This window comes from Phaeodactylibacter sp. (assembly GCF_022763345.1).
Classification (GTDB): domain Bacteria; phylum Bacteroidota; class Bacteroidia; order Chitinophagales; family Saprospiraceae; genus Phaeodactylibacter.
This window is the reverse complement of record NZ_JALEGS010000068.1, coordinates 67,170-87,251: the sequence shown is the minus strand read 5'-3', so window position 1 is coordinate 87,251 and position 20,082 is coordinate 67,170. Positions and strand designations below refer to the sequence as shown.

General features: G+C 52.6%; 16 protein-coding genes. 7 read left to right on the top strand and 9 right to left on the bottom strand.

The features are described 5' to 3' along the window. Window positions 1–58 precede the first annotated feature (58 nt). On the top strand, window positions 59–2,983 hold the full coding sequence (locus MRY86_RS18915; protein ID WP_293569556.1) for an FAD-binding and (Fe-S)-binding domain-containing protein: 2,925 nt from the start codon (window positions 59–61) through the stop codon (window positions 2,981–2,983). A gap of 68 nt (window positions 2,984–3,051) precedes the next feature. After that, window positions 3,052–3,690, top strand: a complete 639-nt coding sequence (locus tag MRY86_RS18910) for a DUF4349 domain-containing protein (protein WP_293569555.1) — start codon at window positions 3,052–3,054, stop codon at window positions 3,688–3,690. Here MRY86_RS18910 and MRY86_RS27230 read toward each other — a convergent pair. The 5 genes from MRY86_RS27230 to MRY86_RS18890 form a co-directional block, all read right to left on the bottom strand. Next, window positions 3,599–3,928: an AAA family ATPase gene (locus tag MRY86_RS27230; RefSeq protein WP_363325454.1), complete on the bottom strand. Its 330-nt coding sequence runs from the start codon at window positions 3,926–3,928 to the stop codon at window positions 3,599–3,601. The genes MRY86_RS18910 and MRY86_RS27230 overlap by 92 nt on opposite strands. An 81-nt stretch (window positions 3,929–4,009) precedes the next feature. Next, window positions 4,010–4,885 carry a cation diffusion facilitator family transporter gene (locus MRY86_RS18905; RefSeq protein WP_293569554.1) on the bottom strand — a complete coding sequence of 292 codons (876 nt, stop codon included), beginning with the start codon at window positions 4,883–4,885 and terminating at the stop codon, window positions 4,010–4,012. Between the two features lie 100 nt (window positions 4,886–4,985). After that, on the bottom strand, window positions 4,986–5,618 hold the full coding sequence (locus MRY86_RS18900) for a Uma2 family endonuclease (protein ID WP_293569553.1): 633 nt from the start codon (window positions 5,616–5,618) through the stop codon (window positions 4,986–4,988). Window positions 5,619–5,719: 101 nt separating this feature from the next. After that, window positions 5,720–8,107: a TonB-dependent receptor gene (locus MRY86_RS18895; RefSeq protein ID WP_293569552.1), complete on the bottom strand. Its 2,388-nt coding sequence runs from the start codon at window positions 8,105–8,107 to the stop codon at window positions 5,720–5,722. Window positions 8,108–8,335: 228 nt separating this feature from the next. Then, window positions 8,336–9,532, bottom strand: a complete 1,197-nt coding sequence (locus MRY86_RS18890; protein ID WP_293569551.1) for a Pycsar system effector family protein — start codon at window positions 9,530–9,532, stop codon at window positions 8,336–8,338. A 271-nt stretch (window positions 9,533–9,803) separates the two neighbouring features. Between MRY86_RS18890 and MRY86_RS18885 the strand changes: the two genes are divergently transcribed. Further along, window positions 9,804–11,360 carry a hypothetical protein gene (locus MRY86_RS18885; protein ID WP_293569550.1) on the top strand — a complete coding sequence of 519 codons (1,557 nt, stop codon included), beginning with the start codon at window positions 9,804–9,806 and terminating at the stop codon, window positions 11,358–11,360. Between the two features lie 68 nt (window positions 11,361–11,428). On the opposite strand, the gene MRY86_RS18880 is transcribed toward MRY86_RS18885, so the two are convergent. From MRY86_RS18880 to MRY86_RS18870, 3 genes are all read right to left on the bottom strand, one after another. Next, window positions 11,429–11,773 (bottom strand): HepT-like ribonuclease domain-containing protein, encoded by a 345-nt coding sequence (locus MRY86_RS18880; protein ID WP_293569549.1) that lies wholly within the window; start codon window positions 11,771–11,773, stop codon window positions 11,429–11,431. Continuing rightward, window positions 11,751–12,368: a nucleotidyltransferase domain-containing protein gene (locus MRY86_RS18875; RefSeq protein WP_293569548.1), complete on the bottom strand. Its 618-nt coding sequence runs from the start codon at window positions 12,366–12,368 to the stop codon at window positions 11,751–11,753. Before MRY86_RS18875 ends, MRY86_RS18880 begins: the two co-directional genes overlap by 23 nt. Before the next feature lie 89 nt (window positions 12,369–12,457). Next, the gene (locus MRY86_RS18870; protein ID WP_293569547.1) at window positions 12,458–13,525 is read right to left on the bottom strand and encodes a TrkA family potassium uptake protein; all 1,068 of its coding nucleotides are present in this window, start codon (window positions 13,523–13,525) and stop codon (window positions 12,458–12,460) included. Window positions 13,526–13,734: 209 nt separating this feature from the next. On the opposite strand from MRY86_RS18870, the gene MRY86_RS18865 reads away from it, so the two are divergent. Beyond that, window positions 13,735–14,910: a serine hydrolase domain-containing protein gene (locus MRY86_RS18865; protein ID WP_293569546.1), complete on the top strand. Its 1,176-nt coding sequence runs from the start codon at window positions 13,735–13,737 to the stop codon at window positions 14,908–14,910. Window positions 14,911–14,925: 15 nt separating this feature from the next. On the opposite strand, the gene rpoN is transcribed toward MRY86_RS18865, so the two are convergent. Continuing rightward, window positions 14,926–16,428 carry an RNA polymerase factor sigma-54 gene (rpoN, locus tag MRY86_RS18860; RefSeq protein WP_293569545.1) on the bottom strand — a complete coding sequence of 501 codons (1,503 nt, stop codon included), beginning with the start codon at window positions 16,426–16,428 and terminating at the stop codon, window positions 14,926–14,928. 258 nt (window positions 16,429–16,686) lie between these two features. On the opposite strand from rpoN, the gene MRY86_RS18855 reads away from it, so the two are divergent. Genes MRY86_RS18855 through MRY86_RS18845 form a run of 3 tightly spaced genes read left to right on the top strand, consistent with a single transcriptional unit; the run spans window position 16,687 to window position 19,971 of the window. Beyond that, window positions 16,687–18,492 carry an aminopeptidase P family protein gene (locus tag MRY86_RS18855; RefSeq protein ID WP_293569544.1) on the top strand — a complete coding sequence of 602 codons (1,806 nt, stop codon included), beginning with the start codon at window positions 16,687–16,689 and terminating at the stop codon, window positions 18,490–18,492. A 28-nt stretch (window positions 18,493–18,520) separates the two neighbouring features. Next, on the top strand, window positions 18,521–19,573 hold the full coding sequence (rlmN, locus tag MRY86_RS18850; protein WP_293569543.1) for a 23S rRNA (adenine(2503)-C(2))-methyltransferase RlmN: 1,053 nt from the start codon (window positions 18,521–18,523) through the stop codon (window positions 19,571–19,573). An 11-nt stretch (window positions 19,574–19,584) separates the two neighbouring features. Beyond that, on the top strand, window positions 19,585–19,971 hold the full coding sequence (locus MRY86_RS18845) for a YkvA family protein (protein WP_293569542.1): 387 nt from the start codon (window positions 19,585–19,587) through the stop codon (window positions 19,969–19,971). Window positions 19,972–20,082: the final 111 nt, after the last annotated feature.

The window sequence follows — 20,082 nt, the reverse complement described above, 5'->3', positions numbered from 1 at the left end:
AAAGCAGTGCTATCCATTTTAGGTGCACTGCTGTTGTCTACACAAACTGGTTCAGACTATGAATGCGCAACTGCAGCAACTGCAAGCCCAGCTCGATGGCGAATTGTACTACGATAAGATGATGCGGCACCTCTATGCCACGGATGCCTCGGTGTACCGGGAGCTCCCCCTGGCTGTCGCATTGCCTATGCACGCTGAGGATATCCGCAAACTTGTCACTTTTGCCAATGAGAACGGCACCTCCCTCATCCCAAGAGCGGCAGGTACCTCGCTGGCCGGACAGTGCGTGGGCGACGGCATCGTAGTAGATGTGTCCAAGTACATGAACCGCATTCTGGAAATCAACGCTGAGGAAGGCTGGGTGCGCGTGGAGCCGGGCGTTATCCGCGATGAGCTCAACCACGTACTGAAGGAATATGGCTTCTTCTTTGGCCCCAACACCTCTACCGCCAACCGGGCGATGATCGGGGGCATGGTGGGCAATAACAGCTGCGGTACCACCTCCATTGTCTACGGCTCCACCCGCGATCATGTGCAAGAGCTTGAAGTGGTGCTCAGCGATGGCAGCACAGCCGTATTCCATGACCTGGACGAGGCGGGCTTTCGCCAAAAACTAAAGGCAGAAGGCCTGGAGGGCGACCTCTACCGCCATCTGAATCAGACCCTTTCTGTCCCTGAACGGCAGGCTGCCATCCGGGAGGCTTTTCCTAAGGCGAGTATTGAGCGCCGCAATACCGGATACGCCGTAGACCTGCTTATCGAACAGCAGCCCTTTGACGAAGCTGGGCGGGCTTTCAACTTTTGTGAATTGCTGTGCGGTTCTGAAGGCACCCTGGCGTTTACCACCGCCATCAAGATACATGTGGACCCGCTGCCTAAGCCTAAGGAGATCGTGGTTTGCGCCCACTTCAACAGCATTCCGGAATCGCTGGAGGCCGTCCTCGTAGCGATGTCTTTCCAGCCTTCGGCTTGTGAGCTGATGGACAAGATCATCCTCGATCTGACCAAGCAAAACATCGAACAAAAGAAAAACCGCTTCTTCGTGGAAGGCGACCCTGAGGGCATCCTTATGGTGGAATTCCGTGGCGACACCTTCGAGGAAGCTCGTGATCAGGGCAAGGCAATGATTGCAGCGCTGGAGGAGGCCGGCCTGGGCTACGCTTATCCCATCGTGGAGGCACCCAAAACCAAACAAGCCTGGGATTTGCGCAAAGCAGGGCTCGGGCTTTTGGCCAACATCCCCGGAGACGCCAAGCCTGTAGCCTGCATTGAGGATACTGCGGTAGATATCAAGGACCTGCCCGCCTACATCAAAGAGTTCGATCAGCTCATGGCCAATTTCGGGCAGCAGGCGGTGTACTACGCGCATGCTGGTGCGGGCGAGCTCCACTTACGCCCCATTCTTGATCTGAAAAAGGCAGAGGGACAGCGCCTCTTCTACGAGATCACCAAAGCGGTAGCCAAACTCGTCAAAAAATACAATGGCTCTCTGAGCGGCGAGCATGGCGATGGCCGGGTCCGCGCCGAGTTCATCCCGCTTATGATTGGCGAGTACAACTACGAGTACCTGCGTCAGATCAAGCAAGCCTGGGACCCGAAGGGCATTTTCAATCCCGGTAAAATCGTGGATGCCCCGCCGATGAAAAGCAGTTTCCGATACGAAGCAGAGCAGCCTACGCCTGTGCATGACACCGTGTATGATTTTTCAGAAGCCGGTGGCATACTGCGGGCTGCAGAGCGCTGCAACGGCTCCGGCGATTGCCGCAAGCTGAATTTTTCAGGTGGCACCATGTGCCCCAGCTACCGGGCTACCCGCGACGAGAAGGACACCACCCGGGGCCGGGCCAACATCCTGCGGGAGTTCCTTACCATGAACGTGAAGGAAAACCCCTTCGACCACCCGGAAATCTATCAGGCCATGGACCTCTGCCTGGCTTGCAAAGGCTGCACAGCAGAGTGCCCTTCCAATGTGGATATGACGACCCTGAAATCGGAGTTTCTCTACCAATATCAAAAAGCGAATGGGGTGCCCCTGCGGTCCCGCGCCTTTGCCAATATTGGGCGCATCAACAGCCTGGCTATCCGTGTACCGGCACTGAGCAATTTTGCACTGACCAATCCGGTGCTGAGCGGGTTGGCAAAAAGTGTCCTCGGCGTAGCCCCCGGCAGGAGCCTGCCCACCGTTCACAACATCTCCCTGCGCCGGTGGGCCCGCAAACACGCGGACAAACTGAAGCCGCAGGGGCAGCCGCTCGGTGCCGTTTACCTGTTTATCGACGAGTTCACCAACTACAACGACACCTCCATTGGCATCAAAGCCGTGGAGCTGCTCAGCCGGCTGGGCTACGAAGTCCGCTGTGTGGATCATGGCGAAAGCGGCCGGGCGCATATGTCTAAAGGATTGCTGGAAGAGGCACAAAAGTTGGCTGTAGAAAACGTCAGCGCCTTCAAAGACCTCATTAGTGCCCAAACCCCGCTGATCGGCATTGAGCCTTCGGCCATCCTTAGTTTCCGGGATGAGTACCCGAAGCTGGTCAGCAAAGACTTGCAGGAAGCTGCAAAAACCCTGGGTGAAAATGCCCTGATGGTGGAAGAATTCCTGATGCGGGAAGTGGAAGCGGGCCGTTTAAACGATAACGCTTTCACTACAGAATCCCGAAAGGTAATGCTCCACGGGCATTGCCACCAGAAAGCACTGGCCGGCATTGAGCCCTCCGCCTTCATTCTCAACCTGCCCCGCAACTATACCGTGGAGACCATCCCTTCCGGCTGCTGTGGAATGGCCGGCTCCTTTGGGTATGAGAAGGAACACTACGAGCTGAGCATGACAGTGGGGGAACAGGTGCTCTTCCCGGCAGTGCGGGAGGCTTCCAGGGAGCATATCATCGCTGCCCCGGGCACAAGCTGCCGGCACCAAATCAAAGACGGGACCAAGCGGGAGGCCCTGCACCCGGTGGAGGTGCTTTGGGGAGCGTTGAAGTAGGAATATAGTATACCCTGTACGCCTTTGCTATGAATTTGCGTTACTAAAGCAGATCAAACCACTGCTTTATGCCCTACTTGCGCCACGCCTTTATGCTTATTCTCGCCCTGAGCACCGCTTGTACGTCTCAGAAGGCGGCTTATCAGATGAGCGATACGATGATCGCCCGCCCTCAGCAGGAAGACGACCGTAAAATCCTGTATAATGCCGACCTGACGCTGACCGTCGAAACGCCAGATAGCACCAGTTCGTACATTCAGGCGATCGCCAAACGCTATGGAGGGTATGTGAATGAAACCGGCACCTACCGGTCCATCATCCGGGTGGAAAGTCAATTGCTTGATGCCGCTATTGATGACATCAGCCAACTCGGGCGCCTCGACCGCAAAAGCATACGCGGGCAGGACGTCACCGAAACCTACCTCGATTACCAAATCCGGCTGGATAATGCCCAACAGGCACGTGGCCGTTACCTCGACCTCCTTGACCAGGCCGCCACCGTGGATGAAATCCTAAAAGTGGAAAAAGAACTGGAACGCCTCAACGAAACCATCGACTTGCTCAAGGGCAAGATGAACCGCATCGATCATTTGGATACCTACGCCACGATTACGATCAACCTTCGGGAGCGGCAAAAGCCCGGTATACTAGGCTATATCGGGATTGGGTTATACCGGGGTGTGCGGTGGCTGTTTGTGCGTGGATAGTATAAAGGGCGGCATTACTTTTCGACTCAATCTGAACTTCCTTGTGGCTGGATTGCATGAATATATGCCGGTGCTCTATCTTTTCAAAGTCGATATAGACTTTGTTGTCATGAGCCACTTTTCCCAATAGGTATTTCACTGCTGTGGTTTTGCCCACCCGACGCATGCCAGTGGCCACCGTGATAAGTTTGCGGTCCAGATGGTCCTCCAATACTTTGTACAGCACCCTCTTATACATAAAGTTTGACTTTTTGGACGAGTTCAATGCAAAAAGTCAAACTTTTCAACTCCCTTGAAAACACCTCTTCGGAAAACCATCCTAATATTCTCCCAACCCGCAATCCTCCGCACTCAGCTCCACTTCAATGGTGTAGTGTGCAAAGCCGTAGGGTTTCAAAGCCGCTTTCATCTGCTGCTTGATATGGAGCAGCGTGGCCAGCCCCTGGATTTCCTCCAGTTTGACGTGGGTGGTAAATACGTGCTGCTCCCCGTCGAGCGACCAGATATGGGTATGATGCAGGGAAGCGACATTAGGGATGGACAACAGTTTATCCTGAAGCGACTGCAGGTTGACGTCTTTGGGCGCGCCTTGCAAAAACAACATTAGGGTTTCACGCAGGCGTCGGATGACATTCCAAAGAATATAGGCGGTGATGAACAATGATAATGCCGGGTCCAGATAGGGCGTTTGATAAAATTGCAGGATAATGGCGACGACCAAAACGGCGACCCAGCCCAGTACATCTTCCAGCAAATGCCAGGACACCACGCGCTCATTCATTGATTTACCGCTACTGAGTTTCCAGGCAGCATAACCATTCACCGCCACGCCGATCAGGGCAAAGACGAGCATCCCTGTAGCATCGGACATTTCGGGCTCAAACAAGCGCTGCACCGCTTCCCGGATGACAAATACGGACCCCGCAATGAGGACCAGGGAGTTGATGAGCGCGCCAAGCAATGAAAACCGGGCATACCCGAAAGAAAAAGTACTGTTCGCGCCCTGCTTCGACTTACGGTCAAGGTACCACGAAAGCCCCAGCGACAGGCTGTCTCCCAAGTCGTGGATAGCATCGGAGATAATGGCTACGCTGTTGACATAGAGCCCTCCTATGAATTCGAAGATCGTGAAGAACAGGTTAAGCCAAAAGGCGAGCCTGAGGTTTCTGCCGGAATGGTGGTGTTGGTGTGACATCAGTGTGCTGTTTTTATTGCCGCTACCTGGTGTAGTGATCAGTTGAGCCCTGCTGATTGAGACAGGCCAGCACGCTAGATGTTCGGTATATGGTGGGGGTTTACAGCTCCAGCGGTTCGTACAGCGCCTTCAAACTGAACGTCCCTTCTTCCAGCACCGGTACTTCTCCTTCCAGCCCGGTAAATTCCTCGATCAGCCAGGTGCCCTCCTGATCCTTCCGGCGGTAGCTGATCACCAATGGCGACTGGCTATCAATATAAAGCACCTGTTGAAGGGAGGGTATGGTTTTGTAACGCTGAAATTTTTGCCCAAGGTCAAAGTTCCGAGTGGTTTTGGATAGCACTTCCACCAGGATAACCGGATTAGCGGTGGCTTTCATTTCGCCCCGGAGTGGAATATATTCTGATTTCCTCTTTAAAACAGCGCAATCAGCATTAAAGTATTGCTTTCCCGGTCCTGGTAGTGAAATAGCAAGATTACTGCCTGAGATACGGTAGTTTTTTGATCTCAAAAGATTTCCCAGAAGTCGGATAATTTCACCTACCAACACCTCATGGTCTTCCGTTCCATAACCCATAAAAGAGAGAATTTGACCCTCGTCGTACTGCACTGGATAGTTTCCTGTTTCTAATAAATCGAGAAAGGTATCCCAGCTTGCTTCCACAATCATGGTTTCTCCATAGGACAGTCGTTCTTCGAGGGTACGCGGTATTGCTACAGCAGTTTCAGCCATACAAGTATTTTAATAATGTACCTCGTAAGATAAGGAAGTTTCAGGTAATAATCCAGCACACATTGCTGCATGCATCTCTCACATTTACCGGGCATCTTACCTTAAAACCGCTTCTGGCCCGAAAACTCCATCGCCTCTCCTTTGCCAAAGCCGTAGCTGAAGCCGAGCGTGATGAACCGCCCGCGCTGTCCGAAGCTATACAGGTAGAATGCAGGCTGCTGCACGACACTTTCCCGGATCCGTGTGGCGAAAACATCGCGTACGCTCAGGTTGATCACGCCCCTGCCCTTCATCAGTTTTTTGCGCAGCCCCAGATCCAGGAAATAGTTTTCGGAAACCAGGCTTTGGACCGTTTGCACCCTTGATTCGTACTGACCCGTCACTTCAAAGTCAATATGAGCAGGCAGTTTAAACTTAGTGGTCAGCTTGCCGGACCACTGATCGCCCGTAAAGTCGAAGGAGGTAGCTTCCAGCTCACCCTGCCGGTTGAAGTAGTTGTAGTTGAAGTCGCCGTTGAGTGTCAGCCAGGGCTTCGGGCTGTACTTGGCATTGAACTCAAGCCCGGTAGTGCGGTTGGTACCGATATTCATGGGCATGGTGATGTTGACGTTGTTCTCAAAGACGGAGATGCGCTCCACCACTGCTTCGGTGTACCGGTAGTACACGCTAAAGTTCATGGACAATGGCCCCAGAAGATAGATGCTCGACACCTCATAGGAATCGGTGTACTCCGGCAGCAGATTAGGATTGCCGGTACGGACACTGAAGTTGTTGCGGATATTGAAAAAGGGGTTGAGGTCCCACAGTCTTGGCCGGAAAATCCGCCGGGAGTAGCCCGCCTGAACGGATACCCGGTCGCTGAGTTTGTAAGAAGTGTGCAGGGAAGGGAAAAGGTTGGCAAAATTCTGATTGTTGGACTCGCCGGTGGTGGCTAGCAGCGTTTTCAGATCGGTATGCTCCACACGCATGCCCAGCTTGATGCCCCACTGTTCGCCTTCGTAGGCCCCGGTTGTGTACACGCCCAGTACGTCCTGACTGTACTCAAAGATGTTGGTAAGGCTGGAATCCACTACAAAGCTGCCCCCCTCCAGGTTACTCACCGCAAAATCGTTGCTCACATCATTGACCACATACATAGCCCCCGTCTCCAGGGTCAGCTTATCGGAAAAGGGCTTGGTGTAGTCCAGCTTAAAGGTGTACTCGGCTTCCTGAAAATTGGTACGGGTGAGCTGATCGCCAAAGGCTTCCCCGTCAAGAAGGGAGGTATTGGTAAATTCGGAGGACTGATCTTTACCAAAGAAATTACCCATAGCACTGAAAAGCAGCACATGGTCTTCGTTGTCTTCAAAGTCTTTTTTGTACTGCAACTCGTAGTTCCACTTGGGGTTGGTCGCTTCTGTCACTTCCTCCCGGTACCACTCATTGGCCAATAAGCCGTTTTCATCAAAAAACCGGAAATCGGTGCGGGAGGGCTGATCTTCAATTTCATAGGCAAAATTGCCAGACAGGGTAATCACATTCAGGTCGTTGATGTGGTAGTCCGTCCCGAGGATGACGTTGTAGAACTGCTCATTGCGGTATTCCCGGCCTTCGCTGCGCACCTCTGTCCCGCTCACGAGGTCGCGGTTAATGACCTCACGGTCTCTGGGCAGCTCCCGGTAGCCCACCCCCAACTGGCTAAACAGGTTGAACTTTTCCGTACGGCGGTTGAGGCTCAGCCCCACGCTGTGGTTGTGGGGGGTACCGGTGTTGACGGTTACGGAACCATTGAGGCCTTTGCGTTCATCTTTTTTGAGAATGATATTAATGATGCCTGAGGTACCTTCCGCTTCGTACTTAGCCGATGGGTTCGTGATCACCTCTATGCTTTCAATCATTTCGGCCGTAAGCGTACCCAGCGCATTGCCCTGCTCACTGGCGAGCACAGAAGGCTTGCCATTGATGAGGATCTGCACCCCGGCACTACCCCGCAGGCTAACCTCCCCTTCTATGCTGACATTCACAGAAGGCACGTTATTCAGTACTTCCAGCGCACTCGCTCCCGTACTGCTGAGGTCTTTGCCGACATTAAACACACGCTTGTCGAGCTTGAATTCTGTTTGGGAACGCTCCGCACGCACCAGTACCTCATCCAGGGTTTGCCCTTCGGCAGAAAGGTAGATGTTACCCAGGTCCACCTGCCCGTTCTGCGGCGCAAGGTCTGCAAACTCCCGGGCAGCATAGCCAATAAAGCTGACCTTCACGGTGAAGTCCGTTGCCTCTGCCGACAGCAGGAAGGCACCATCAGCACCGGTAGTGGCCCCGCTCAGTGCGGCTTTGCTTTGTTGGTCCTGAAGCATCACAGTAGCGAACTCAATGGGCTGATTCGTAGCTTTCTCCAATACAGTACCCCTCACCTCAATCTTGCTTTGGGCACCGGCTACTCCCCAGCAAAATAAGGTGCAAAAAATGAGTATCCCTATTCTTTTTCCTACCGCGAATTTATCCATCTGACTGACCTGTTTGTGAGCTAAATGATCGGAGCTGTTGCCTGTTTGTACCGGTCCAAGACCACAAAGATAAAGTTTAAACTTTAAAGCATCTGACCCCTGACTTGGCTAATAGCTAACAAATCAGCTTATAGTCCACCCCACGTACATTTACGATCTCCATCCGACTATTTACTGCGGGTATACCCGAAAATTGAGGCCGCATGGCTTTGAGAATGGCTAATAGGTTTAAACCAGCAACATCACCAAAAAGCTAACCACCGTAGCGATAAAGCCAACCATAAACACAGTATAGGAGATCGAGAGATAGCGGTACTTTTTGTCCAGAACTTTGCCCAGGAAGTAAAGGTCACGCACCATGTTCCCATAGAGTAATTCCCCATCCTGGAATAGCTCATCCATAGCCGCCTCGTAATCCTCGAGGTCGAGCTGTACGAAGTTGCCAAAGAAGACCAAATTTTGCTTAGCGGTCTGCGGGTCGGCCTGCTGAGGGTTGAGACGGGTTACTTTGGGGCGGGCAGAAAGCACCGCGAAAATCAGGGAGGACATGCCAGTGACCAGAAAAACCACTACAGGCAGTAGGATTTGAGGAGAGTTTTCCCCAATATTCCGGTAAGACAAAAAGGTGATCAGCACCGATACCAGAATGGCATTCACACTGATCATGATGTTGGCTTTGTTGTCGGCGATGGCGCTGAGGTTGATATGGTTGCGGTAGTTGGTGCGGAAAAAAGTCTGAGCGCCACGTACCGGGTCTTTCTTTTCGAGATTGGTGAAACGCCCCTGCTGCACTTCTTCTTTTTCAATGCGCTTTTCCACCTCTGCGCGCTGTTCGTGTATGGCTTTCGCCAAAAGGGGCTGTAGATGGGCCTGTCCGTGGTGAGTATGCCACTTGACGCGGAGGAGATGCTCCAACACTTCTCTCGACCAGGTTGTTTTCGTGTGGTTCTGCCCGGAGAGCATTTCCTGCTCTATGCGCAGCGCGATCAGACGGTCCTCGCCTTCGCTCAGGTAAACTACGTAGGCGTAGGCATCACTCAACAGCCTGCCTGTGGTAGTGGTTGGCATAGTCCCTGCCAGCACCTGCTGAATGGCCATCACTACGGATTGTTGTGCCTCAGAGGCTGTGCCTGCTTTTTGAAAAAACTGCTGAGCAACCTTGGGGCTGTAATTCGCCGGGGCATTCGCATCAAACAGCCAGCCAGTGGGCAAAAACCAGGCGGCCAGCACTGCAGATTCAATGGCAGCTGGCGAAGCGCTTTCTGCCTGACCGATTTCCACCACTGCCTCAGACAGGGCAGCCCCCAGGCTATAGTTATGGAGCAATAGCCGGGCATCCTGCTTTTGGCTGTACAGCCGAAGCACAAACTGCCGGGCCTGGCCAACGATGGAAGACAGTGCCGCCGGGGCTTCCTTTTCCTGCATGCCATGCGATTTTGTTACTGCTCGGAAGATACGTAAATTAGCCCCGCATTTGCAAATGATGACCCACCCGCGCCCCTATTTAGCAAATTGATTGCCGGGAGACATTCTCATTTGTACCTGAACGCCCGCAACATCTGCACCTTTGATTAACTTTGATCAACCACTATCCCCGCTTGCTGAAAAGACACCCACAAAATAAATCAGCATCATTTCCTGTTCATAGACAGGCAAAGCAAAATTCTGCTTTGTTTCGTACCAACATATTGCTTGTATGACCCAAAAATCGACCTTTTTCACCCTGCTTGCTGTGGCTTTTTTCTTCACAGGCTGCCAAGACTTCGAAGACCTCTCCAGCATTGATGGCGCCCGCTACGATGCCGAATATGCATTCCCCATTGTCAACTCCCGGCTTTCTATCCGGGATGCGCTGGAAAGCACCGGCGATCTCGCGGCCCTTTACATCGACGAGGAGGGTGTCATCCATTTTGAATACCGTGGGGATATCATTGCCCAGAACAGCGATACCCTTTTTGCCCGCATCAATGAATCACTGGAGGGGCAACCAATCCCACTTTTTGCTCAACGAATTGGGCTGCCACTTAAAACTGCAGAAGGCGCAGAGTTCGACCGCCTGAAAATAAAACAAGGTCAACTAGTCTGGGCATTTCAAAATGCTCATCCGGAACCCGTCACGGTCACCCTAACCTTTCCGGACTTGTACAAGGACGGGGAGCCTTTGCAACTCACCGGCTCAGCAGCAGGCTACGATGGAGAAGGCACGCTTTCGCCCTATACCAACGTTTTCAACCCCTTCAACCTGGCCGGCACCGAAATCATCACTGCTCAGGGCACCGACTCCATCTACGTGGAGTACGAGCTCATCCGGGAAGGCGGGCAGGAAGACACCATCGCCTTTGGGGGGATCAACCTTTCCGATCTAGCCTTTTCTTACATGGAGGGCTACTTTGGAACCGAAGTGCAAGCCGGTGGCCGAGATACCATAATCATCGACTTTTTTGATGACTGGGTGAAGGGCGATATCTACTTTGCCGACCCTACCGTTACTTTCAGGGTGGAAAACTCATTTGGCATCCCCACTCGTTCCAGGGTCAATTTGTTCAACGTTTTCACCGTGCGGGGCGAGACCCTGCCACTGGAGGGCGAACTCATTGACAACGGCATCGACTTCGTCTACCCCGGGCTTGACGAAGTGGGCGAGACTTACGTGGAGCGTTACGTTTTCAACAAAGACAATTCCAATATTGACGAAATCCTGGGCGCAGGCCCTCTGGCGATCGACTACGATGTGGACGCCATTACCCACCCCGACAGCAACCGGAACATCCGCGGGTTTCTGACCGATAGCAGCTACTATCAGGTAGACGTGGAGGTGGACCTGCCGCTGTATGGTAGTGCCGTGGACTTCCTATCGCAGGACACCATTGACCTTTCTTTGGGAGAATTGGGGCAGGAAGTGTACAAAGCCGAGTTCAAGATGGTAACGCAAAACGAGCTCCCGCTCAATGTCTCCATTCAGGGTTACTTTCTGGATGAGCAGGGCGTGGTGCTGGATTCGCTTTTCACCGGCGAGCAGCTCATCATGGAGGGGGCCGCTGCCGATGACAACGGCATTTCCACCAATATTGCCGAAAAAGTCACCTTCATCGACTATCCGGAAGACCGGTTCGACCGTATCCGTCCGGCGGCTTCCATGCATATTGTGGCGACCTTCACCACTACCGGCGAGGGTGCCAAAAATGTGAAGCTGCTGGCTGATCAGGGCGTAGATGTGAAGATTGGTGCCATCTTTGGGCGGCGGAATGAGTAGAGGTGGTTTCCTAACGTCAGTGCTGAGCGTGTTGCCCGGGTATTACAATTCAAATAATTACCCGGGCATCATTCTTCTTCCAGCATTTGCGCTATCTCCAGCTTCATTTCAGGCAGCTTGTTTTCAATCGCATTCCATACAATCCTGGTATTCACCTTATAGTAGTCGTGCACTAAGATGTGCCTGAAAGCGATGACTTTCCTCCATTCTATGTTTTCGTTTAATGCCCTTACCTCTTCGGGAAGACGATAGGCCGCCTCCCCAATGATTTCGAAGTTTTTTATGATGGCGAACTGTGCCATTTCATTTTCCGAAAACGCCTCGTAGGTCAGGGTTTCCCGAAATCGGAAAATCCGGTCAATTCCCTCTAAAATGTGTAGCAACCGGTCGTTACTGGACGGACTGACGTACATAAATTAGCTTTTTTTCTTTGGCGATCACAGGTTGAATTCTGGGGTCCTCCTGCCCCTCCTCTACCAAGTCAATTGTCCGGCCTGTCAAATCTTCGAGGTTTTGCTTGATCCCGATGTAATCGAATAAGTCAATACGATGGCCGTCCTCAAACCGGACAAGTAAGTCTATATCACTGTCTAAGCCGGCTTCATCTCTCGCAAACGAACCGAACAACCACACCTTTTCTATCGGTTGGCTATCCAGATAGTTTCTGATCTTGGTGAGCAGTTGTGCCTTCTTGGTTTCAGCGTCTGTACCAGAGCCAGGTTTTTCCAGCCTCCGAAGTGCTAACTCCAAGGCCTCAGCCCCGTACGCCTCATTCCTGATTTCCTGATAGATCCGTTCACTCCAATACCGTTTTTGAAGTGTTTTGAAGTCCACGCCAAGGCAAAGTCCCAACGCCCGGATGATCCTCGCCGGAGCTTGCATCTTATTTCTTTCAATTTTGCTGAGGAGTGATTGATCTAAGCCGACTTGCCCGGCCACTTCCCGTATAGGCAAGCCAAGCTCTATTCGCTTTTTTCTAATGAATTCGCCAAATGCCACCGAGTCCATCTGGAATATTTTTTCTGGAAAAATTATTCCAATTTAAAGAAATTATTGCCTTTCCGCAAGCTCCGCCTGATTGAAGGAGGCGGTGATGATTAGTGCGTCTCTGAATAATGCTCCAAATAATCCCGCAGGCGCTGTAGTTGCCGGCTGTTGCCCAACACAATAAAGCTCGCCCCTTTTTCCAGGATGGTATCCGGAGAGGGGTTGACCTCGTAGTGCCCGTCTGGCGCTTTGTAGCCAATGATATTGCTGCCCGTCTCCTGACGGATATGCAGCTCCCGGAGCGACCGGCCCTGACATTCGGCAGGCAGGTCGGCGTAGGTCACTTCCTCAAAGCCGATATCGGATTGGTACTCATTGGTGATGTAGGAAAAGAACTCCACGGCACCGGGCTTACTGAACAGAGTGGCCATATAGAAACCACCTATCTGCTCTGGCATGACTACATGATTCGCGCCCGCCATCAGCAGCTTTTTCTGGGACCGGAAGTCCTTGGACCGGCTGATGATGGTCAGTCGGGGGTTGAGTTGCCGTGCGGTGAGTACGGCGAAGACGTTGTCGGAGTCATCAGGCAGGGAAGAAATCAGCGCGCTCGCCCGGGAGATGCCGGCTTTTACCAGCACTTCATCGTGGGTGGCATCATCTTCGAGGTAAAGAATGCGGTCTTCGCTCTTTTGCAGTTCCTCGATCTTGTGGGGGTCATTCTCAATGACCACAAAGTCTACATCGTGCTTGTGGAAATGCAAGGCGATCTCACGCCCGTACTTGCCATATCCACACAGGATAACATGGCCGGACAGCTTATCAATAGATGCGCTAATGAGGTTAAAGTGCATGTTTTTGAAAATTTCACCCTGGATTACATAGTAGGAAAACACCGCCAGGACATAGGCGAAAATACCAATATTTGTAATGATCAGCCCGGAGGTAAAAAACCGCCCGACCGGGCTGAGCGGCTGCACCTCCGTAAAACCCACCGTAGAGATGGTAATGACTGTCATGTAGAAAGCTTCAGAAAAAGAGTAGGACTCCAGCACCATAAACCCAATCTGGCTAATCAGCAGCTCGGCTACGAGCAGGATGACCGCCACCCTCAGGCTCAAAAAGGAGGAGGGTACCTGGTAAATATTAAATCGATTAAAGTTTAACCTTCTGAGCATATTGATAAAAATCAGCGTTTTGCCTTGCGGATTCTCAACCCGAAGCAGCCTGCAAAGGCCTTAATTTTGAAATAACCAAATTAAATCAAATTATGCCAAACTTAACCTATTTCACCACAATACCCGGCCGAAAACCCGAATCCCTTCATTCTGTGCCGCCCTAGCTGAAACATGAAGCATCTCTGCTGGTCTACCAAAAACTTACTGCCATGAAAAAGATGCTCCTGTCCCTAACCGCTGCGCTTTTATTGTTACCCGGCCTTGCTGCCCAACCGCTAAATGAGCGGCTGCAGGAATTTGCCGATGCGCAGCGCCCCTCGGCAGTTTCTATTGCGATTATTAAGGACGGCCAGGTGGCTTACCACCACTTCGGGCAACTTTCAAAGGCTGACCGTTCCACGCCCGATGAGCACACGCTGTACGAGATTGGCGCACTGAGCAGTGTTTTTACCACTACCCTCATGCTGCGGCTTGCTGATGAAGACTTGTTCAATCCAGAACGGGAAATCAACGCCTACCTGCCCGATAGCTTATCTCCGCCCAGATTTCAGCCTCAACGCTGTGCGGAAGTGGTGCTCCCGGGCAATCCGGTGCGCCGTATCATGAGCTGTTCCAATGACCGCTCCCGGGCATCCGTGTGCATCACCGGCTGCGACTTAGCCAGCCACGTTTCGGGTTTGCCGAATTCCGGCCTCGGCCTGTACGACTGGCACCCCATCGGCAAGGCTGCCTTTCTAACCGGACCCAATACCAGGCTTAGCAATGCGGAGTTGCTGCAGCAATTAGGGGAAGCACCTTTTAAGTCAGAACCAGGGCATAGCTATCACTTTTCTAATGCCGGGATCGCATTGCTTGGCATGACCATGGAAAGCGCTATCAATCAGCGGTATGAGGATTTGCTGCACCAGCACATCATACGGCCTCTTGGACTGCAGGACACCAAAGTGGACATTAGTGCTGAACAGCGTACCCGCCTGGCAGAAGGGCATACCAACCGTGGGCGACGCACCGACAGCTGGCATTTTAAGACACTGGCGCCCGCAGCGGGGCTCAAATCGACAACTGCCGACTTAGCCAATATGCTCAAAACTTATCTAAATCCGGATAAGGCATGGGAAAACACCATACTTGAAGCCCAACAGGCGCGGGCCGACGTCAGCTTCCCCACCTTGGAATACAGCACACAGGCAGCCTACGGATGGCTTGTATCTTACCTGCCAGAACCGCAGCCCAGGCTGGCGGTATGGATGAACGGGGGTACTGCAGGCTACAGCGCCTTTGCGGGCTTTGTAAAAGATGAGCAGATCGGGGTGGTTGTCCTGACTGCCCAAGCCGGGGCCGAAGCGACACAACTTGGGATGGACATCTTGAAACTGCTGGATTAGCGGGGCTGATGCGCTCTACAACTCTTTCCTAAGGCGAGCCACCGGAATATTGAGCTGCTCCCGGTATTTGGCAACGGTCCGGCGGGCGATTTGATAGCCCTTGTCGGCCAGCGCCTTTTGCAGCTTTTGGTCGGAAAGCGGCTTTTTCTTGTTCTCCTGCCCAATGATGTCTTCCAAAATTTGCTTAACCTCCAGGGTGGAAACCTCCTCCCCGTCATCCTTCGACATGGATTCTGAGAAAAACTCTTTTAGCCGCTTGGTACCAAACTCTGTCTGCACAAATTTACTATTCGCCACCCGGGAGATAGTGGAAATATCCAGCCCGGTAATGTCCGCGATATCCTTGAGGATCATCGGCTTAAGCTTGGTGGAGTCACCGGTCAGGAAGAAGTCATACTGGTACTGCAATATGGCGTACATGGTCCGGTACATTGTATCCTGCCGCTGCCGAATCGCATCAATAAACCACCGGGCAGAGTCAATCTTTTGCTTGATAAACATAATGGCCTCCCGCTCCTGCTTATTGTTCCGCCGGCCTGCCGTTTTCTTTTTATAGGACCGCAGCATGTCCTGATACTGATCGCTCACGCACAGGTCGGGCGCATTCCGGGAGTTGAGGGTCAGTTCCAGCTCTCCATCGCGGTTTTGGATGATGAAGTCCGGCACGACATATTGATTAGCCCGGCTGTTGCCGCCACTGGAAAAGCCACTGGCTGGCTTAGGGTTGAGCTTGATGATCTCATCAATGGCAGCCTTCAGGTCATCGTTCGTAATGTCCAGTCGGCGAAGGAGTTTATCATAATGCTTTTTGGTAAATTCGTCAAAGTAATCGCGGATGACCTTAATGGCCAGGTCGAGGTCTTCCCGCTCCTCAAAGTCGAGGAAATCCTCCTCGTCATCCTGTTCAGCCTTGATTTCCAGCTGTATGAGCAGGCATTCCTGTAAGTCCCGTGCGCCAATACCCGGCGGCTCGAACCGCTGAATCTGCTTGAGCAGTTCAAGGATTTCGGCTTCGTCAGCGAAAATATTTTGGGCAAACATCAAATCATCAATGATGGAATCCGGCTCCCGGCGCAGGTAGCCATCTTCATCAATACTCCCTACGATCTGAAGCGCAATAGCTTCCTTGCGCTCATCTTCCAGTTGCATAAGGCCGACCTGCTCCTCCAGGTACTCATGGAAAGAATGCTCCACTGCAATAGGTACCGTTTTATCTTCTTCGTCAGCGCTGTAGTTATGGGTTTGTGTTTTGTAGGTGGTGGGATCGTCCTCAATGTATTCGTTGAGGTAATCGTCCAGCTCGTAAGGCTCGTCATCAAAATCATCGTTCCCCTGCTCCTCGGCCAGGTCTACGATCTCATCGCGTTCCTCGCCTTCCTCCAAAGCCGGGTTCGCTTCCAACTCCTCCTTAATGCGTTGTTCCAGGGTAGCCGTCGGTATTTGCAGCAGCTTCATAAGCTGAATCTGCTGCGGCGACAGCTTCTGTAGCATTTTCTGGCTTAGACTCTGTTTCAGCATGGGGACTGATTTTAGGTTGACTGTTTGTTGCGCCCCTTTTGCTTAAAAGCAAGCTTTGTGCTGAGTGGTTCACTTACGCGGCAAACCTCATGGTAGAAGTTTGCTTGCGATAAATAGGTTACTGGCTACTTCAACAAACAGATTCTATTTACTGAATTTTCTTATCTTTTGCAAATCAGAAAAACGGAACGAGGGGTAAAGTGTTGTACGCGCTATACACTTCAAATATCAAGGGAATTTTAATATTTATCAAAAAATATGCCAAAAAAAACATCGAATTCTTCTAAAGCCCCTGTACTGGGCGGGCTGCGGCAGGCTATGAAAGAAAACGGGCTGGACGCCTACATCATTCCAAGTCAGGACCCGCACCAAAGCGAGTATGTTGCTGACCATTGGCAGGCTCGCCGCTGGCTTACCGGATTTACAGGCTCGGCCGGCACAGCAGTCGTCACCGCTTCCACTGCCCATTTGTGGACCGACTCCCGCTATTTCATTCAGGCGGAAGCCCAACTTGCCGGCTCAGAATTTGAACTTCAAAAGCTAACGGTACCCTACACCGCGGAGCACCTGGAGTGGCTCTGTGAGCATTTGCCTTCTGGTGCTACGGTGGGCTGCGATGCCCGGTTGTTTACGGTTAGCCAGGCACGATCCGCCCGCCGGAAGCTTGCCGAAAAGAACATTGAGCTAAGCTTCAGTAATTACCTTATTGACGACTTGTGGGCGGACCGCCCGCCCCTGCCCGGTGAGGAGGTTTTTGAGCTGGAGCAAGCCTACGCCGGGCAGAGCCGCACCGATAAACTCACTGCCGTCCGCAGCAAAATGAAGGGTGATTCTTATTACCTGATTACCGCACTGGACGAGATTGCCTGGCTGCTCAATATACGCGGCAACGACGTAGAGTGCAATCCGGTGGCCATCAGCTACCTTCTCCTTGGGCCGGAAAGTGCGCAGTGGTTTATTGACTCGGCTAAAGTCCCTGACAGCCTGAAGCAAAGCCTGGAGCAGGACGGCATTTCCGTCCCCCCCTACGCTGGCATAGCAGAAGCCTTGCGACAGGCAGGCTCCAACCAAAGGATTGGTTATCAGCCGGAAGCCCTAAGCGTTTTTCTCTACGAACTGCTGGAGGCCGGCCGGTGGGTAAAAACCTCAAATCTCATTGCCCCTCTCAAAGCGGTGCGCAATACCGTGGAAAAAGAAAATTTAAAGCTTGCCATGCGCAAAGACGGTGTGGCCCTGCTCCGCCTTTACCGCTGGCTGGAAAATGCCTTGGCCCAAGGGGCAGCCCCTACCGAATTTGAAGTGGGTGAAAAGCTGGCGGGCTTCCGGGCTGAGCAGGAAGGCTATTTTGGCGAAAGCTTCCCGGCAATTGTGGGGTATGCCGGCAACGGTGCCATAGTGCATTACGGGGCAGAAGCCGATACCGCTGCAAGGATACGCCCGGAAGGCTTACTCCTGCTCGACTCCGGTGGACAATACCAAGACGGCACCACTGACATTACCCGTACCGTTGCCCTCGGGCCCGTAAGCGAGGAGGTTAAAGACCACTACACCCGGGTACTCAAAGGGCATATCGGCTTGTCCAGTGCCATTTTCCCAGAAGGCACCACCGGTGTGCAGCTGGACATACTCGCCCGGCAGCACCTCTGGTCCGTTGGGCTCAACTATGGGCATGGCACCGGGCATGGCGTCGGGCATTTCCTCAATGTACATGAAGGGCCGCAGGGCATCACCCCCAACCCACGGACCAGCCGAGGGCAAACCCCGATCATACCTGGCATGCTGACCTCCAATGAACCGGGCTTCTATAAAGCAGATGGATACGGCATCCGTATCGAGAATCTGGACCTCTGCGTAGAAAAGATGGAAACGGACACCGGAAAGTTCTATACCTTTGAGCCTCAGACCCTATCCCCTATTGCCACCGACCTGATTTTGTTGCCCCTGCTGAGTGCAGAAGAGCGGCAATGGCTCAACGAATATCATGCTCGGGTGTTGAAGGAATTGTCTCCACTGCTCAATAGTGAAGAGCAGGCCTGGCTGGAAAAGAAGTGCCGGGCAATTTGACGGGACACGAAATGCGAAGCAGAATATCATGACTGTAACAGATACCGATAAAGCTGATATACGGCAATTGAGCCTAAAGGAACTTCAGGAGGTCTTTCTGGGTATGGACGAGAAGAAATTCCGTGCCAAACAGGTACACGAATGGCTGTGGAAAAAGGGCGCCCGCACGTTCACAGAAATGACCAACCTATCGAAGGGCCTGCGGGAAAAGCTGGAAGCCCGATTTGCCATTAATGCCATTATGACGGATGAGGTACAACATAGTCAGGACGGCACCATCAAGTCGCGCTTCCGCCTGCACGACGGGCACCTGATTGAATCGGTGCTCATTCCGGTGCCGGCCGACAACCGCTATACCGTTTGCGTATCTTCTCAGGTGGGCTGCAGCCTTTCCTGTACCTTCTGTGCTACTGGCCGTATGAAGCGCCTGCGCAACCTTGATGCCGCCGAAATCTACGATCAGGTAGTGATGGTCAATCAGCAGTGCGAGGCCCACTTCGGGCACCCGCTCACCAATATCGTGTACATGGGTATGGGCGAGCCGCTGCTGGCCTACAAAAATGTGCTGGAAAGCATAGACCGCATCACCAACGAGGACGGGCTCAATATGTCGCCCCGCCGCATCACCATCAGCACCGCAGGCATTGCCAAGATGATCAAGCGGCTGGCAGAGGATGCCGTAAAGGTCAACCTCGCCCTTTCCCTCCACGCTGCCGACGATACCAAACGCAACGAAATTATGCCGATCAATGAGCAGAACAATCTGGAGACGCTCATGGAGGCTTTGCAGTATTACTATCAGCAGACGCGCAACCGCATCAGCTATGAATACATCACCTTTCAGGATTTCAACGACACCCTGGAAGATGCCGACCGGCTGGCCCGCCTCTGTAAAGACTTTCCCGTAAGGGTCAACATTATCGAATACAACCCAATTGACGGAGCGCCGTTCCGTAAGTCCACCGAGCACCGGATTGATGACTTCGCACGCCACCTCCGCGATCAGGGCATTATGGTCACCGTACGGCGCAGCCGGGGCAAAGACATCGACGCTGCCTGCGGGCAGCTCGCCAACAAGTAATTTTTGAAGCTATGGAAAATCCATTTCGGTCTTACATCAATAAGTTCTCTGAGAACCGTTTCTGGAATAAACTCCGGGACTACGCCCGTCAGGCAGGCCTAAAAACGGTCTACTCTGCGCTGCTCCTTTTCTACGCCTACCGCCGCAAGGATACACCTTACTGGGCAAAAAACATCGTGCTTGGCACCCTGGGCTACTTCCTTTCGCCCATCGATGCCGTGCCCGACCTCACGCCTATCATTGGCTATACCGATGATATCGGGGTGCTCGCTTTCGGCCTCGTGACTATCGCTGCTTATGTCAATCAGGAGGTCAAGGAAAAAGCTAAGGGGCAGCTCCACCGCTGGTTTGGCACTTATGATGAGGACGAACTGGCGGAAGTAGACGCCAAACTCTAAAGGCGCGTAACCGTAAAATCATTCCAAACTGCCTTTCTGGCTTTTGTTCTTGCTGCAATTTTTGCAACTTGGCAGCTGCTTCCCGCAGGGCTTATCCCGTAGGAAACTAAA